Annotated in this window: 17 protein-coding genes; 6 read left to right on the plus strand and 11 right to left on the minus strand. The window is 75.3% G+C overall.

The window, feature by feature from the left end; translation table 11 throughout:
* Window position 1 precedes the first annotated feature (1 nt).
* From A0J59_RS13065 to A0J59_RS13075, 3 genes are read left to right on the plus strand one after another with little or no spacing between them, the layout of a single operon-like run.
* Window positions 2–448, plus strand: coding sequence for an ATP-binding protein (locus A0J59_RS13065; protein WP_053369108.1), 447 nt, complete (start codon window positions 2–4; stop codon window positions 446–448).
* A 57-nt stretch (window positions 449–505) separates the two neighbouring features.
* Window positions 506–2,362: a sodium:proton antiporter gene (locus tag A0J59_RS13070; protein WP_047233464.1), complete on the plus strand. Its 1,857-nt coding sequence runs from the start codon at window positions 506–508 to the stop codon at window positions 2,360–2,362.
* Window positions 2,363–2,408: 46 nt separating this feature from the next.
* Window positions 2,409–3,224 (plus strand): MerR family transcriptional regulator, encoded by an 816-nt coding sequence (locus tag A0J59_RS13075; protein WP_064316389.1) that lies wholly within the window; start codon window positions 2,409–2,411, stop codon window positions 3,222–3,224.
* A 2-nt stretch (window positions 3,225–3,226) separates the two neighbouring features.
* On the opposite strand, the gene A0J59_RS21630 is transcribed toward A0J59_RS13075, so the two are convergent.
* From A0J59_RS21630 to A0J59_RS21975, 5 genes are all read right to left on the minus strand, one after another.
* On the minus strand, window positions 3,227–3,397 hold the full coding sequence (locus A0J59_RS21630; RefSeq protein ID WP_156186415.1) for a hypothetical protein: 171 nt from the start codon (window positions 3,395–3,397) through the stop codon (window positions 3,227–3,229).
* A 91-nt stretch (window positions 3,398–3,488) separates the two neighbouring features.
* Window positions 3,489–4,607, minus strand: coding sequence for a glycosyltransferase (locus A0J59_RS13080; RefSeq protein WP_051028347.1), 1,119 nt, complete (start codon window positions 4,605–4,607; stop codon window positions 3,489–3,491).
* A gap of 174 nt (window positions 4,608–4,781) precedes the next feature.
* A complete protein-coding gene (locus A0J59_RS22540) occupies window positions 4,782–5,501 on the minus strand; it encodes an anti-sigma factor (RefSeq protein WP_064316390.1) in 720 nt (239 codons plus the stop codon).
* On the minus strand, window positions 5,498–6,004 hold the full coding sequence (locus tag A0J59_RS21970; RefSeq protein WP_218027151.1) for a sigma-70 family RNA polymerase sigma factor: 507 nt from the start codon (window positions 6,002–6,004) through the stop codon (window positions 5,498–5,500). The genes A0J59_RS22540 and A0J59_RS21970 overlap by 4 nt, the downstream gene beginning before the upstream one ends.
* A gap of 20 nt (window positions 6,005–6,024) precedes the next feature.
* Window positions 6,025–6,711, minus strand: a complete 687-nt coding sequence (locus A0J59_RS21975; RefSeq protein ID WP_064316391.1) for a YceI family protein — start codon at window positions 6,709–6,711, stop codon at window positions 6,025–6,027.
* A 173-nt stretch (window positions 6,712–6,884) separates the two neighbouring features.
* On the opposite strand from A0J59_RS21975, the gene A0J59_RS13100 reads away from it, so the two are divergent.
* Window positions 6,885–7,463, plus strand: coding sequence for a hypothetical protein (locus tag A0J59_RS13100; protein ID WP_047234202.1), 579 nt, complete (start codon window positions 6,885–6,887; stop codon window positions 7,461–7,463).
* 37 nt (window positions 7,464–7,500) lie between these two features.
* On the opposite strand, the gene A0J59_RS13105 is transcribed toward A0J59_RS13100, so the two are convergent.
* Entirely contained in the window at window positions 7,501–7,941 is a 441-nt protein-coding gene (locus A0J59_RS13105) for a VOC family protein (RefSeq protein WP_255365201.1), read from the minus strand.
* Window positions 7,917–8,699: a deoxyribonuclease IV gene (locus A0J59_RS13110; RefSeq protein WP_047234198.1), complete on the minus strand. Its 783-nt coding sequence runs from the start codon at window positions 8,697–8,699 to the stop codon at window positions 7,917–7,919. The genes A0J59_RS13105 and A0J59_RS13110 overlap by 25 nt, the downstream gene beginning before the upstream one ends.
* Window positions 8,700–8,869: 170 nt before the next feature.
* Between A0J59_RS13110 and A0J59_RS13115 the strand changes: the two genes are divergently transcribed.
* Both A0J59_RS13115 and A0J59_RS13120 read left to right on the plus strand, forming a co-directional pair.
* Entirely contained in the window at window positions 8,870–10,459 is a 1,590-nt protein-coding gene (locus A0J59_RS13115; protein WP_064316392.1) for a beta-xylosidase, read from the plus strand.
* 91 nt (window positions 10,460–10,550) lie between these two features.
* Window positions 10,551–11,768: an ROK family transcriptional regulator gene (locus A0J59_RS13120; protein WP_064316393.1), complete on the plus strand. Its 1,218-nt coding sequence runs from the start codon at window positions 10,551–10,553 to the stop codon at window positions 11,766–11,768.
* Window positions 11,769–11,791: 23 nt separating this feature from the next.
* On the opposite strand, the gene A0J59_RS13125 is transcribed toward A0J59_RS13120, so the two are convergent.
* The 4 genes from A0J59_RS13125 to A0J59_RS21635 are packed head-to-tail and all read right to left on the minus strand — an operon-like array spanning window position 11,792 to window position 15,038.
* Window positions 11,792–12,829, minus strand: a complete 1,038-nt coding sequence (locus A0J59_RS13125; protein ID WP_064316394.1) for a hypothetical protein — start codon at window positions 12,827–12,829, stop codon at window positions 11,792–11,794.
* Window positions 12,822–13,457, minus strand: a complete 636-nt coding sequence (locus A0J59_RS13130) for an ABC transporter ATP-binding protein (RefSeq protein ID WP_052877758.1) — start codon at window positions 13,455–13,457, stop codon at window positions 12,822–12,824. The genes A0J59_RS13125 and A0J59_RS13130 overlap by 8 nt, the downstream gene beginning before the upstream one ends.
* 4 nt (window positions 13,458–13,461) lie before the next feature.
* Window positions 13,462–14,514, minus strand: coding sequence for a peptidoglycan-binding protein (locus A0J59_RS13135; protein WP_047234194.1), 1,053 nt, complete (start codon window positions 14,512–14,514; stop codon window positions 13,462–13,464).
* A gap of 41 nt (window positions 14,515–14,555) precedes the next feature.
* Window positions 14,556–15,038, minus strand: coding sequence for a hypothetical protein (locus A0J59_RS21635; RefSeq protein WP_156186449.1), 483 nt, complete (start codon window positions 15,036–15,038; stop codon window positions 14,556–14,558).
* Window positions 15,039–15,053: the final 15 nt, after the last annotated feature.

The following is a 15,053-nucleotide window of genomic DNA, read 5'->3' on the forward strand; positions in this document are numbered from 1 at the left end:
CGTGGACCCGCAGGGCGACGCCCCGCTCGTCGTGCTGAGCGCGACGGCGGTCCCGCCATGGCTCGACGCGTTGCCCGACGCGTTCGCGGTGCTCTGGGACCGCGCGCCGTGGGTCCCTGCCGACGACCGCCTCGCCGTCGAGCTGGCGACGACCGAGATCGCCGCGAACATCGTGCGGCACTCCCCGGCACCCGAGTCGGTCGAGGTCCGGGCCGAGCTCGATGCCGGGGAAGGGCGCGTCGTCGTGGTGCTGCGGGACACGGCACCCGCCGCCGACGTCGACCTCGACCGCGCGATGCCGCCTGCCGACGCCGAGTCCGGACGCGGCCTCGCCCTCGCCAGGGCCTGCGTCGACCGGCTCGAGCACCGGTGGATCGCGGGGACGGCCGGCAACGAGTGGCTGCTGGAGCGTCGGGTGCGCCCCGCCGGAGGCGCTCGAGACCGTTAGCGTGGGTCCGTCCCTCGCGCGCCGACCCGCGCGCTGCCGCGGCCGCCGGAGGTGCCGATGGAGTTCCCGTTCAGCCTCACCGAGGAGCAGATCCTCTCGCTCATCGTCGTGGGCACGCTCGCGGTCGTCGCGATCGTCGGCGTGAACATCCTCGCGCCCAAGGCGGGGGTGGCGGCGCCGCTGGTGCTCGTCGCGGTGGGCGTCGCGGTGAGCTTCGTCCCCGCGGTGCCGGAGATCGAGTTCGAGCCGGAGTGGATCCTCGCGGGCATCCTGCCGCCGCTCCTCTACTCGGCCGCGGTGGGCCTGCCGACGATGGACTTCCGGCGCGACTTCACCGCGATCAGCGGGCTCTCGGTCGTGCTCGTCCTGCTCAGCACGGTGCTGCTCGGGTACCTCTTCACGTGGCTGATCCCCGGCATCCCGCTCGCGGCGGGCTTCGCGCTCGGCGCGATCGTCAGCCCGACGGACGCCGTCGCGACGTCGATCGTCAAACGGCTCGGGGCGTCGCCGCGCGTCGTCACGCTGCTGGAGGGGGAGAGCCTGCTCAACGACGCCTCCGCGCTCGTGCTCCTGCGGTCGGCGATCGCCGCGATCGCGCTCACGGCGGCCACCGACGGAGCGGCCCCCGCGTTCTCGCTGTGGGCGGTCGCGGGCGACTTCGTCTTCGCCGTCGTCGTCGCGGTGCTCGTGGGGTCCCTCGTCGGGTTCCTCGGCCTCACCGTCCGGCGCCGGCTCGCCAACCCGGCGCTGAGCACCGCCGTCTCGTTCGTCGTCCCCTTCATCGCGTACCTCCCCACGGAGGAGCTCGGCGCGTCGGGCCTCGTCGCGGTCGTGACCGCCGGGCTCGTCACCGGGAACGGCGCCGCCAAGTACCTGCGGCCGCAGCACCGCCTGGCCGAGGAGTCCAACTGGCGGACCGTCGAGCTCCTCCTCGAGGGCACGGTCTTCCTCCTCATGGGCCTCGAGCTGTTCGCCCTCGTCACCGACGTGCAGGAGGCGCACGGGAGCCTGTGGCGGGCCGTCGGCATCGCGGCGCTCGCGGCGGTCGTCATCCTCGTCGTGCGGTCGGCGTACGTCGCGACGCTCCTGCGGTCCCTGGCGCGTCGGGCGCGCCGCGGCGAGTCGATGCGCGGCGTGATCCAGGGCATGCAGGAGAAGATCGACGCGCGGTTCGGTCCGGCCGAGGCGCCCCTCGAGACGTACGAGCCCTCGGGGCGCCACCGCGGCGCGCCGCGGACGGGAGGGCCGAAGGAGGTCCCGCAGGCGCGCGTCGGGCGCATCCGCACGTCGCTGCGCCGCCGCGCGGCCGACATCGACTACCTCACGGCGGAGCCGCTGGGGTGGCGCGAGGGCACGCTCCTCGTCTGGGCGGGCATGCGCGGCGTCGTGACGCTGGCCGCGGCGCAGACCTTGCCCACGGACACGCCGCAGCGGTCGTTCCTCGTGCTCGTCGCGTTCGGCGTGGCCGCGGGCACGCTCGTGGTCCAGGGCGGCACGCTGCCGTGGGTCGTGCGCCGGCTGGGGCTGGCCGGCGGGTCGTCCCGCGCCGACGAGGACCGCGGCGCGGTCCGCGTCGAGCTCGACGCCGCCGCCGTGGCCGTCATCGACGCGCCCGACCTGCGTCGGCCCGACGGGAGCACGTACGACGGCGACGTCGTCGCCCGCGTGCGCCGCGACGTCGTGCGCGAGCTCGAGAACCGCGACACCGACGCCGCGACGTCGGCCGACCTGTTCGCGCAGTACAAGGAGCTCCGGCTCCGGGCGATCGCCGCGCAGCGCGTCGCGCTGCTCGACGCGCGGACGTCCGGCGCGTACAGCTCGCAGGCGCTGCGGCACGCGCTCGACCTGCTGGACGCCGAGCAGATCGACCTCGAGCTCCGCCGCGGGCCCTACGTGCCCGGCGACGACGACTGAGCCGACCCTTGCGGCTGCCCCAGGGGAAGGCCCTAGCGTCGCGGGCATGGACGAGTACACGACGGGTCAGGTGGCGCGCGCGACGGGGCTGAGCGAGAAGGCCGTCCGGATGTACGTGGACCGGGGGCTCCTCGACGCGCGCCGCACCTCCGCGGACGGCCCGCGGCTGCTCGACGGCGGCCAGGTGGAGCGCGCCCGCCTCGTCCGGCTCCTGCGGGGCGTCGGGCTGTCGCTCGCCGAGGTGGGCGACGTGCTCGCCGCCCCCGACCCGGTCCCCGCGTTCGACGCCGTGTGGAGCGACCGCCGGTCGGCGCTCGCGGCGTCGCTGACGGCGGCGGAGTACGTCCGGTCCGCGCTCGTCGGCGCGCCATGGCTGGACGTCGTGGTGCACCGACGGCACGTGCCGGAGCGGCTCGTGCTCGGGACGGAGCGTCGCGCGACGCTCGCCGAGCTGCCGTCCGTGCTGCCCGAGGCGACCGGAGCGGTCTTCGCCGTGCTGCGCGCCGCCGACGTGCCCCTCGCCGGCCACCCCTACGTCGAGATCCACGAGCGCGCGACCGAGGGGTACGCCGCCCGCCTCACGCTCCGGGTGCCCGTCCCCGCGCCCGTGCGGCCGCCGTCGGGCTTCGCCCTCACGACGGACGACGCGCACGAGGAGGCGTACGTCGCGCTGACGGCCGCGGAGGCCCGCGACCAGGAACGTCTGGTCCTCGTGCACGACTACCTGGCGTCCGGGCGGGCGCTCGCGGGCGGTGTGCCCGCGGGGGACGACCGGGAGGTCTACCTGCCGACCTGGGAGGCAGGCGGTCCCGGCCCGGTGATGGAGGTCGCCGTGCCGGTCGCGCCCGCCCCCGGTCCCTGAGGTCAGGCCTGCTCAGCGCGGCGGGCGGCGGCCCGACGGCGCAGGACGCGCGCCGTCGTGACGAGCGCGAGCCCGGCGACGAGGAGCGTCCAGGCCGCGACGACGTGGAACGCGGTCGCGACGCCGGTGACGGCGAGGACGGGGGCGGTCTGGGCGAGGGTCGAGTTGTACATGGCTGCTGTCCTTCCGGGACGGGTGAGGGCACGCCGAGGACGTCCCGGTCGCGTGCGCGACGGGGCGGGTCGGCGAGGGGAGGGGTGAGGGTCAGGCGGTGGCGGCGACGTGGTTCCACGTCGTCTGGCGCCGCGTGACGAACAGCGCTGCGGCGTGCAGGAACGCGCGCTGCAGGGCGAGGTCGTAGAGGAGCTCCGGCAGCACGAGCGCTGCCAGCAGCCGTGCGCGCCGCCCGGCGCCCCAGACGGTGACGAGGCGCTCCGCGACGAAGACGAGCCCGACGGCCGCCCACAGCGGGGACAGGGTGAAGGTCCCCGTCACGAGGGTGACGACCGTGAGGAGCAGGTAGGCCGCCATCATGAGCGTGCCGACGGCGAGCATCACCTGCTGGCCGACGTAGCGCCACGTGGTGCGCGTGAGCCCGTACTCGGCGAGGTTGTCGAGCATCCCCTTGTACCAGCGGACCCGCTGCCGGTGGAGGTCGCCGGCCGTCGGCATGAGCTCGGTCGTGCAGCTCATGGTGACGGGGGAGCGCAGCTCGTGGCCGAGCGTGCGCAGCGCGAGGGTGAGCTCGGAGTCCTCGGTGATCGCGTGCCGGTCGTACACGTCGCCGCGCTCGCCGGGGAGGACCGAGCCGCGGGCGTCGGCGACCTCCTGGAGCGCGGTGCGGCGCACGAGTGCGGCGGTCCCGGTGAGCACGGCCGTGCGGCCGGTGAGGTCCACCTGCACGCCGTAGCGCGTGTACTCGTTGGCCTGGCAGTGCTGCAGGTAGCCCTGCGGCGGCCGCCCGCGGAACACGCCGCCGACCGCGGCGACCTCGGGCGCCGAGGCGAGGACGGCGAGCCCTTCCTCGACGAAGGTGGGGGCGATCGTCGTGTCCGCGTCGAGGACCATGACGACGTCCTCCGTCGTGGTCGCGATCGCCTGGTTGAGCGCGCCCGCCTTGCGGGCCGTGTTGCCCACGGTCTCCATGACGTCCGCGCCGGCGGCGCGGGCGACCGCGACGGTCGCGTCCGTGCTGTTGTCCGAGACGACGAGCACCCGGTCGGGACGACGCGTCTGGGCCGCGAGCGAGGCGACGGTGGCGGGGAGCGCCTGCTCCTCGTCGTGGGCGGGGATGACGACGACGACGCGCACGGCGGGCCCGTCCGCGGGACGGGCGGCCGCCTCGGCGCGGTGGCGGGGGGTGTGCGGGGCAGTGGTGTTCACCGGAGGCTCCAGTCGACGAGTGCTGTCGACAAGGAGCCTCGGGCGGTCGCCTCAGCGTTCCCGCAGGTGCGGCGCAGCGGTCGGCGAGGTCTGGCTCAGCGTTCCGGAAATCTGATTGAGAGTTCAATCAGAGGAATTCCTGAGGTTCGCGCAGCACTCGCGGCGCGGACGCGGTCAGACGTCGGCGGCCGCGAGCGCGCCGTCCACCCCCACGACCCCGAGCTCGAGCCGCGCGATCCCGTCCACCGGCACCGCCGACGACGCGCCCAGGCCCGACGAGCTCCCCGCCTCCGTCGAGGACCACGTCGCCACGACCGAGCGCGTGCCGTCGTCGTCCACGAGCACGAGCTCGTACGTCGCGCCGTCCTCCCAGACCCCGGCCGGGTACGAGCACGACCAGTCGAGGCGCGTGCCCCACGAGGCCGGGGTGAGCGTGAGCTCGGCGCGCACGTCCGCGCCGCCGACCGGCTCGAGCGCGACCTGGGTCGTGCCGGTCGTCGCGGGGGGTAGGACGTCGTCGGACCGCGTCACCGCCGCGCCGCCCGCCGCGCCCGCGACGACCAGGCCGACCGCCGCCACGGACAGGAGCGACCGCCGTCGGGTGCGGCGCCGCCGGGCGCTCGCGGCCACCACCGCGAGCGGCACGACGGCGCCCCCCGCCCGGCCGGACGCCTCGGCCGGGACGTCGGCGCGGGCGTCGTCCACGAGCGCGTCCGCGTGCTCGGCCGTGAGCATGCCGAGGATGCCCGGCATGCCCGCGAGCTCCGCGACGGCCTCGCGGCACGCCGCGCACGTCGCGAGGTGCTGCTCGAACGCGCGCCGGTCGCGCGGGCTGAGCGCGCCCAGCACGTAGGCGGCGTCCCACTCGCGGTACGGGTCCGGGGTGGCGGTCATGACGAGACTCCCTTCTCCTGCAGCGCGAGCCTCAGCGCGCGGAGCGCGTAGTGCATGCGGGACTTGACCGTCCCGGGCGGGACGCCGTGCGCCGACGCCATCTCGGCCACGGAGCGCCCGTGGTAGTACGCGTCGACGACGACGGCCCGGTGCTCGGGCGAGAGCGACACGAGCGCGTCCGCGACGAGCCACGCGTCGAGGACGGCCTGCGTCGCGTCGGCCTCGCCGTGGTCGGGCACGTCGGCGCTCGCGAGCTCGCGCCGGTGGTGCGCGCTGCGCAGCTCGTCGACGACGAGGTTGCGCGCGACCGTGAAGAGCCACGCGCGCACCGAGCCCTCCGGGCGCTCGAGCACCTCGGGGTGGCGCCACGCGCGCAGGAGCGTCTCCTGGACCACGTCCTGCGCCTGGGCCGGGTCGTCGGTGAGGCGCGCGACGTAGCGCTCCAGCGCGGGACCGTGCGCGGCGTGGACCGCCCGCAGCAGGTCGTCGGCGTCGGACCGCACGCGCGGCACCTCCCCGTCCGTCACGACCCGGACGCCGGCACGAGGTCGAGGCCGAACTCGACGCTGCCCGCGTCGTCGACCGTGACGAACCCGAGGCTCGGCGCCTCGACGTCGAAGTCGGAGAACGTGATCGGCACGCTGCCCACCACCTGGACGCCGTCGGCGGTCGTCCCGACCTGCGCCTCGACCGTGACGGCCTGCGTCACGCCGTGGATCGTCAGGTCGCCCGTGAGCTCGACGTCCGCCGAGCCGGCGGGCAGCTCGACGGGGGACGTGAGTGCGAACGTCGCGGTCGGGTAGGTCCCGACCTCGAGCGCGTCGCCCCGGAAGTACGCGTCGCGCGGCGGCTCGTCGGTCGCGACGCTCGCCATGTCGACCTCGATCGTCGCCTCCGTGAGCGCGCCGTCGGCGACGGTGAACGATCCCGTGACCTCGTCGGTCCGCCCGGTGACCGTGACGTCCTCGCCCTGGAGCACCTCGTGGACGCGGTACCCGGCGTAGGAGCCGTCGGCCACGGTCCAGTCGCCCGCGAGGCTCGCCGGGTCCAGCGCCCCCGCGTCGCCCGACGACGCGTCGAGAGCGGGCTCGTCGGCCGCGGCGCGGTTGTTCCTGTCCGCGTACAGGCCGGGGCCGAACGCGACCACCGCTCCGCCCAGCACCACGACGCCGACCCCGACCCCCACCAGCACCTTCGTCCTCCTGCGCACGTCCGCTCCTCCCGATCATCCTCCGTCGACCCCGTCACCCAGGGAGACGAGGCAGCCGCCCGATCGGTTCAGTCGAGTCTCGCCGCGGGATCCGATGAACCGCACGGCGAGCCGTGCCGTCGTGAGAGTAGGGGCCGTGCTCGCGACCCCGACCGTCCTCTCGAGGAGTCGACATGCGACGCACCCTGACCATCACCGCCCCGGCCCGGACCGCCCGCGCCGCCCCCGCCGTCGTGCTCGTCGCCGCGCTGGTCGGCGTGCTCGGCGGGTGCTCCGGCGGGGGAGGCGGCCTCTACGGCGGAGGCGGGAGCAGCCCGTCCACGGACTCCGGCACGACGAGCGACGGCGCGACCGGCGACGGCACGGGCTCCGGGCCGGCCCTCGGGACGGCCGACTCCTCCCTCGGCACCATCGTGGTCGACGGGCAGGGCATGACCGTCTACTACTACGACAAGGACACGAAGGGCTCCGGGACGAGCGCGTGCGAGGGCGAGTGCGCCGCCGCGTGGCCCGCGGTCCACGCGGCGAGCGCGGAGCCCGAGGTCGAGGGCGTCACGGCCGAGGTCGGCACGATCACCGGCGTCGACGGCGAGCTCCAGGTCACGGTCGACGGCCGCCCGGTCTACACGTACGCGGCCGACCAGGCCCCGGGCGACGTGTCGGGCCAGGGGGTCAACGGCGTCTGGTACGTCGTCGCGCCGGACGGCACCGAGATCATGGACGCGGCCCCCGCGGCCGGGTCGGGCTACTGACCGGTGCCCGGTCCCAGCCCGGCCCCGCGCCGCCCGGTCACGGGTGGTCGAGCGGCGGCGAGCTGAGGCAGAACGGGTGACCCTCGGGGTCGGCGTAGACACGGAAGAGGTCGTCGGGGTGGCCCTCCTCCTCCGGCGTCCCCGTGAGGGGGCGCGCGCCGCATGCGAGGGCGTGCTCGTGCGCCGCGGCGAGGTCGGGCACGTCGAGGTCGACGTGCACCCGGGCGCCGCCGGGCCAGGGCGGGACGTCGGCGTCGGAGCGCTGGAAGGCGAGGCGCGACGCGCCGCCGGGGATCTGGAGCGAGAGCCAGTCGTCGCCGGCCGGGTCCGTGCTCTCGTGGCCGGGCGTGTACTGCCAGCCGGTCAGGCGGCGGTAGAACTCGGCGAGCGCGCGCGGGTCGCGCGCGTCCACCGTCGCGTTGCGGAGCCGCATCGGCCGCGGGTCCGCCACGGTCAGCCGACCTGCTCGCGCAGCCACGCGACGTCGGTGGGGACGTCCGCGTGCGTCTCGCAGACGACCGACGTCCCGGCCGCTCGGACGACGCCGAGCAGGAGCTCGGGGTCGATCGTGCCCGCCGTGAGGCCGGCGTGGCGGTCGGCGCCCGACCCGGCGGTGTCGCGGCTGTTGTTGAGGTGCACGAGGTCGACGCGGCCGGTGATGGCGCGCACGTCGTCGACCGCCGTCGTGAGGTCGATGCCGCCCGCCCACGCGTGGCACGTGTCGAGGCAGAACCCGACGTTCTCGGCGCCGTCGGCCTGCTGCACGGCCGCCCACAGGCCCTCGATCCGGTCGAGGCGGCGGGCCATCGAGAAGTCGCCCCCGGCGGTGTTCTCGATGTACACGGTGACGTCCGTCTGGAGCGCGTCGATCGCCTTGCGCCAGTTGTCGAACCCCTTCTCCGGGTCCTCCTTCGCGGTGACGTGCCCGCCGTGGACCACGACGCCCGTCGCCCCGACCGCCGCCGCGCCGTCGACGATCTGCTGGAGGAGCTTGCGGCTCGGGATGCGGATGCGGTTGTTGGGGCTCGCGACGTTGATGACGTACGGCGCGTGTACGACGAGCTCGAGGTCCGCCTCCGCGGCCGCTGCCTTCAGCGCCTCCGCCCCGCCGGGGAAGGTGAACTCCGGTCCCTTCCAGGACTGGGGGTCGCCAAGGAAGATCTGGGCGACGTCCGCGCCGATGCTCGCTGCCTGGGCGACGGCGTCCGACTGGTCGAGGTGGGCTCCGATCCGCATGGGGTCCAACCTACGCGGCGCCACCCACGGCCGCGGAGCGGGCCGGGAGATGGGCGGCGCGGCACTGTCGAGCAGAAAATCCATCAGTTTGATTTATACTCGCTGCCACGGCGCGAGCGCGTCGAGCGCCCGTGCGTCGGCACGTCGCGCGCACCCGACGAGGAGGACGAGTGGCCGAGCCGATCACCCTGCACGCGAGCGCGACGGAGGCGGGGCGACCCCTGACCCACTTCTGGAGCACGGTCGTCGGCGCCGGGCGCGCGAACGAGGGGCTGCGCGCCGACTGGCAGCGCCACCTCGCGGAGGTTCGCGCGGAGTGCGGGTTCGAGTACGTGCGGTTCCACGGCCTCCTGCACGACGACATGTTCGTCTACACCGAGCGCGAGGACGGCACGCCCGTCCTCAACTTCCAGTACGTCGACGCGCTCTTCGACGCGCTGCTCGACGCCGGGGTGCGGCCGTTCGTCGAGCTCGGCTTCAGCCCCCGCGCGCTCGCCCGCGAGACCGAGACGGTGTTCTGGTGGGGCGCGCACGGCGCGCCGCCCGTCGACCTCGACCGGTGGTCGTTCCTCGTGCGCTCGCTCGTCGAGCACTGGGTCGCGCGCTACGGCCTCGCCGAGGTCCGCGAGTGGTATTTCGAGGTCTGGAACGAGGCCAACCTGCGCGGCTTCTTCCGCGGCACGCGGAGCGAGTACCTCGCCCTCTACGCCGCGTCGGCCCGGGCCGTGAAGGCCGTCGACGAGCGTCTGCGCGTCGGCGGGCCCGCGACGTCGAACTTCGTGCCCGACGCGCGCTTCGACGGCGAGACCGAGGACTTCCAGGTGCACGAGGCCACGCTCGGCGCCGACCTCGACTCCCTCGACTGGAAGCCGGTCTGGCTCGAGGCGTTCCTCGACTTCTGTGAGCGTGAACTCCTGCCGGTCGACTTCGTCTCGACCCACCCGTACCCCACGGACTGGGCGCTCGACGAGCACGGCCAGGGCGCGCGCCTGACCCGCGAGGTCGACGCGACCCCCAAGGACCTCGCCCTCCTGCGCCGCCTGGTCGACGCCAGCGCGTTCCCCGACGCCGAGATCCACCTGACCGAGTGGAACTCGTCGTCCTCGCCCCGCGACTTCACGCACGACACCGTGCCCGCCGCCGTCTACGTCGTCCGGTCCGTGCTCCGCTCGATCGGGACGGTCGACTCGCTCGCCTACTGGACGTTCACCGACGTCTTCGAGGAGGGCGGCGCGGGCGACGAGATGTTCCACGGCGGGTTCGGCATGATCACGCTCCAGGGCGTGCCCAAGCCGACGTTCCACGCCTACCGCATGCTGCACGCGCTCGGCGACACCCTCCTCGCGACGGCCGACGACGGCGTCGTGACGCGCCACGACGCGACCGGCCGCGTCACGGCCCTCGTGCACCACTACCCGGCCGAGGTCACGCGCTCGGTCCCCGCCTCGTTCGACGACCGCACCGTCGCCGACGAGACGGAGGCGGCCGGCTCGCCCCGCGACGTCGCGCTCGTCGTCGAGGGCCTGGCGCCCGGCGCCGTCGTCGAGCTCGAGACGCTCGACCCCGAGCACGCCAACCCGGTCGCCGCGTGGCGCGCGATGGGCGCGCCGTCGTCCCCGACGCGCGAGCAGACCGCGCTCCTCGACGCCGCCGCCCGCGCGACGCGGCGCGAGTCCGTCGTCGTCCCGGCCGACGGCGTCCTGCGGGTCGAGCGCACGCTCGCGCCCTGGTCGCTCCTCCTCGCCCGACAGGTCGCGTGAGGGGCCGGATCGTGCGCGCCGGTGGGAAGATGTGGCGGGGCGGGCGCCCGGCCCGGTCGTCGTCGACCGGGCGCGAGCAAGGAGGCAGGGCGTGACGATCGACCAGGCGGAGCCGCAGGCAGGCGCGCAGTCCGCGGCGCGCCGCGGCACCAACCTGCCGCGCATGGGCGACTTCAACGAGTCCGTCATCCTCGACGCGATCCGGCGCGCGCCGGAAGGACTGAGCCGCGTCGAGCTCGCCGGGGCGACGGGCCTGTCGGCCCAGACCGTGTCGAACATCTGCCGCCGGCTCCTCGAGTCGGGGCTCGTCGCCGAGGCGGGCAAGAAGAGCGGCCGCGCGGGGAAGCCCCGCACCGTGCTCCAGATCGTCCCCGGCGGCCGGTACGCGCTGGGCGTCCACCTCGACCCGGCCGTGATCACGTACGTGGTGCTCGACCTCGCCGGGCGCGTCGTCCACAGCCTCCGGCGCCCCACGCCCGCGGTGGTCGACCAGGAGTCGACCATCGCCGCGATGGCCGAGACGATCGACGCCGTCATCGACGCGTCCGGCGCCGACCGGGACCGCATCCTCGGGCTCGGCATCGCCGTGCCGGGGCCGATCGACCTCGCGAGCGGGTCCGTCGTCGACCCGCCCCGCCTCGAAGGGTGGGGGCGCGTCCCGCTGCGCGACCGCCTCGCCGAGGCGACCGGGCTCCCCGTCCTCATGGACAAGGACGTCATCGCCGCTGCCGTCGCCGAGCGGTGGGCGGGCGCGGCGACCCACTCCGGCAACTTCCTGTTCTTCTACCTCGGCGCCGGGTCGGGCATGGGCGTGGTGGTCGACGACGTCGTGCTGCGCGGCGCGTCCGGCAACGCCGGCGAGGTCGGCGGCCTCGACGCGAACTGCACCACGCGCGCCCTGGTCAACGAGGCCGTCTCGGCAGGCGTGCTCGACGCCGTCCCCGGCCGCGGCCCGAGCGTCGAGGGCGAGCAGCTCGCCCGGCTCGTCGGCCTCGCCGCGGCGGGGGAGCGCGGGGCGCAGGTCATCATCGACCGGTGGGCGCGCCGCGTCGGCACGGGCGTCGCCGCGGCTGCGGCCCTCCTCGACTCCGAGCTCGTCGTGTTCGGCGGCCCCAACTGGCCCCTGCTCTCGCGGCGGTTCTTCGCGACGGTCGAGCCGATGATCTCCAGCTCGCCGTTCGTCGACAAGATGCACGACATCCGCGTCGTCAGCACGCACCTCGGCGAGGACGTCGGCGCCGTCGGCGCCGCCTGCCTCGTCCTCGACCAGACGCTCTCGCCCCAGCCCCAGGCACTCCTCCTCGGCTGAGCGCGAGGTGCTGCCGATCCGGCTCAGCGGTCCTTCGCGAGGTCCGTCGGGCGCCGGAGCGCGAGGTCCGCGGTCGCAGCGAGGGTGACGACGGCCCAGGTCCCGGCGAGGACCAGCCCCCACAGGACGGGCGTCGTCGTATCGAGGTACCGGGCGTGGAGCACGACGGCGGCCAGCGTCGCCGCCGTCGTGGCGACGCCCGCGACGAGGAGGGTCTCGAGCGCGACGAGGACGAGCAGCGAGCGCGCGGACGTGCCCGAGAGCCGGTAGACCGCGAGCTCGCTCGCGCGCAGCCGGTACGTGACGGCGGTGGTGACGGCGCCCAGGAGCCCCAGGAGCACGGGCAGGAAGCGGCTCGGCCGGTCCAGGAACTCCTGCACCGGGTCGCTCGTCGCCCGCAGCGCCTCGGTGCCGACCACGGCGTTGCCGCTGACGTGCAGCGAGGCGATCTGGGTCGCGGCGACGTCGTCGAGGGCCACGAGGGGATCGAGCACGACGACGCAGCGCTCGACCTGGGTGTCGTCGGGTCGGAGGGGCACCGTCAGGGAACGGCCCGTCCCGACCCCTTCGCGCAGGACCGGGGTCCGCGCGGAGTCGAGCGCGCCGTCGCCGACGAGAACTCGCTGGTCCGCGGGCCCGGTCCGGTCGAGCAGGCCCGCGCCGACGAGGGCGTCGACGTCGGCGAGCCCGGGGACGAGGGTCGTCGACGCACGCTGCACGGGGACGTCCGGCCCGACGGGTACGACGAGCACGCTGCCGCCCGGGACGACCGCTCCCGCGGCCTCGACCCCCGGCGCTCCCGCGAGCGCCTCGCACGACGCGCGTGAGACGAGGGCGGGCTGGTCGGGGTTCGCCTGCATGTAGCTGACGACGCCGCGCCCGCGCTCGGCGAGGTCCTCCAGCTCGTCCTGGAGCGACGCGGTCTCGAGCGCGACGAAGGCCGCCGTGCCCGACCCGAGGACGACGGCGAGCGCGACCGCGGGAAGCAGCCGTGCCGAGCGACCGAGGGTGTTGCGCAGGGCCTCGCGCGCGAGGTCGGCGACGCGCCAACCGTCACGCACGGACGACCGCCTCCCGCCGGAGCGGGACGGTCGCGTCGGCGGCGGCGACGAGCACCGGGTCGTGGGTCGCGACGACGATCGTCGCGTGCGAGACGAGCCCGGCGAGGATCCGGGCGACGAGCTCGGTGTTGGCGGCGTCGAGGTTGGCCGACGGCTCGTCGGCGAGGATGAGCTCCTTGCCCGACGCGAGAGCGCGCGCGAGCGCGACCCGTTGGAGCTCGCCGCCGGACAGGCGCCGGGCCTGCTCGCCAGCCCGGTCCGCGAGCCCGACCTGGTCGAGCGCGGCGCGCGCGGTGTCCCGGGCCTCTCGTCCGGGGCGGCCCGCCGCGAGCGGTGCGACGAGGACGTTGTCGAGGACCGTGCGCCGCCCCAGCGCGTTGGACCCCTGGGGGACCCAGGCGACGACGCCGGGCGAGGGCGGCCTGGCCGACCCGTCGGGTCCGTGGAGCTCGATGCGGCCCGTCTCGAGCCGTTGGTACCCCGCGACCGCGGCGAGCAGCGACGACTTGCCGCTCCCCGACGGTCCGACGAGCGCGGTGACGCGCGCGGGCTCGAACGTCGCGGTCAGCCCGCCGAACACCGGGACGGGCCCGAACGCGATGGCGGCGTCGATCACGTCCACGCGCACGCCGCTACCCGCACCCTGACGTACCGGTGGCCTGCGTCGCGTCGCGCAGCACGCGGGAGCCGACGAGGTCGGCGTCGACGAGCACCGTCGCGAGCTCGTTCCCGGGTTCCGCGACCTCGAGCCGGCGGGGCTGCGCCGCGGCCGTGGAGCCGTCGCTCAGCAGGACGCACGTCGTGCCGTCGTGGTCCACGCGCACGGCCGTCGACGGGACGGCACCGCGCTCCGCAGGGTCCTGGAGCGCGAGGATCGCGCCCCGGTAGCGCACGGTCGAGGTCGCCTCGTCGACGATCCGCTCGAGCGTGCCCGCGGCCGCGGCCTCCTCGAGCGCCGCCACGACGCCGTCCAGCTCGGCGCCCTGGGGCGCCGCGCTCGACATCGGTACCTCGACCTCGCCCAGGCGCAGCACGACCGGCTCCCGAGCGAGCCGGCCGAGACCGCCGCCCTCGGCGATCGGGGCCACGGTCAGCGCCTCCACGGGCTGCGAGCCCTCCAGCACCGCGTCGCCCGCCTCGACCCGGTCCCCCAGGCCGACGAGCGGACCGGTCACCGCGGGCACGGCGTCGTCGACGCGTACCACGTACGAGAGGTGGAACTCCCCGTCCCGGGAGACCCCGAGGCGCTCCTGGAGCGCCCGGACCGCCTCGCGCGTCGCCGGGCCGAACCGGTCGTCGACGCGGTCGGCGTCCAGGTACCCGAGCGACACGAGGTAGTCCCCGAGCGCGCGCACGTCCGTACCGCGGTCGCCCGAACGCAGGTCGCGCCACAACGGGCTGCCGCGGTACACGAGCACGTCGACGCCGTCGAGGGCGAACAGCGCCTGCCCGACCTCGACGGGACCCGCTTCGGCGAGGGCCGTGACGACGCCCCCCGCGGGAGCGCGCACCTCGGGCGCCACGGCGCGCACCGTCGCGACCTCGACCGCGGTCCGTCCGTCGTCGGAACGGGCGCCGACCTCGACGACCGTCGGCGCCGGCACCGCGACGCTCCGCTCCTCCGCGGCGTCGACGAGCGGGAACGCCACGGCGACGGCGACCACGGGCACGGCCCACAGCGCCACCAACGGCACCAGGCGCACCCAGCCACGGGACCGGTCGCTCCTCACAGGGCGTCGTACTCCGCGACGCACGACGCCTCGTCCAGCCCGGCGCCGGCCACGGCGCGCTGCGCCTCCGCGAGCGTCGACGGGACGCCCAGCCCGCGCTCCTGCAGGCAGTACCTCAGCGCGTCCAGCAGCGACGTCTCCTCCTGGTTCGAGGACTGCCAGACGACGTCGACGAACTTGAGGTCGCGGTCGTAGCAGGTCTTCTCGACTCCGGAGTCGACCGCCTCGGCCGGGATCCCGCCCTGCCACACCACCCCGACGAGCTCGACGTCACGAAGCTCGTAACCCTCAGCGCGCAGACACGCCCGAAACCTCTCGAACCCCGCCGTGTACTCGTCCTGGGTCACCTCGCCGTCAGTCAGCGCCTCGCGCTGCTCCGGACCAGCCGAGGAGAGGTCCTCGTCGGCGTTGATCGCGTCGAACTGCGGGATGTCGTCGGAGCCGGAGCCGCCGCAACCGGCCAGCAACAGCGTCCCCACGAGGACTCCGACGAA

Source organism: Cellulosimicrobium sp. I38E, assembly GCF_001647255.1.
Lineage (GTDB): Bacteria > Actinomycetota > Actinomycetes > Actinomycetales > Cellulomonadaceae > Cellulosimicrobium > Cellulosimicrobium cellulans_E.

Excerpts from the sequence above, each read along its gene's own strand:
- A0J59_RS13070 (WP_047233464.1), top strand. The coding sequence starts at position 506 with ATGGAGTTCCCGTTCAGCCTCACCGAGGAGCAGATCCTCTCGCTCATC.
- A0J59_RS22540 (WP_064316390.1), bottom strand. The coding sequence starts at position 5,501 with ATGACCGCCACCCCGGACCCGTACCGCGAGTGGGACGCCGCCTACGTG.
- A0J59_RS13100 (WP_047234202.1), top strand. The coding sequence starts at position 6,885 with ATGCGACGCACCCTGACCATCACCGCCCCGGCCCGGACCGCCCGCGCC.
- A0J59_RS21630 (WP_156186415.1), bottom strand. The coding sequence starts at position 3,397 with ATGTACAACTCGACCCTCGCCCAGACCGCCCCCGTCCTCGCCGTCACC.
- A0J59_RS13110 (WP_047234198.1), bottom strand. The coding sequence starts at position 8,699 with ATGCGGATCGGAGCCCACCTCGACCAGTCGGACGCCGTCGCCCAGGCA.
- A0J59_RS13075 (WP_064316389.1), top strand. The coding sequence starts at position 2,409 with ATGGACGAGTACACGACGGGTCAGGTGGCGCGCGCGACGGGGCTGAGC.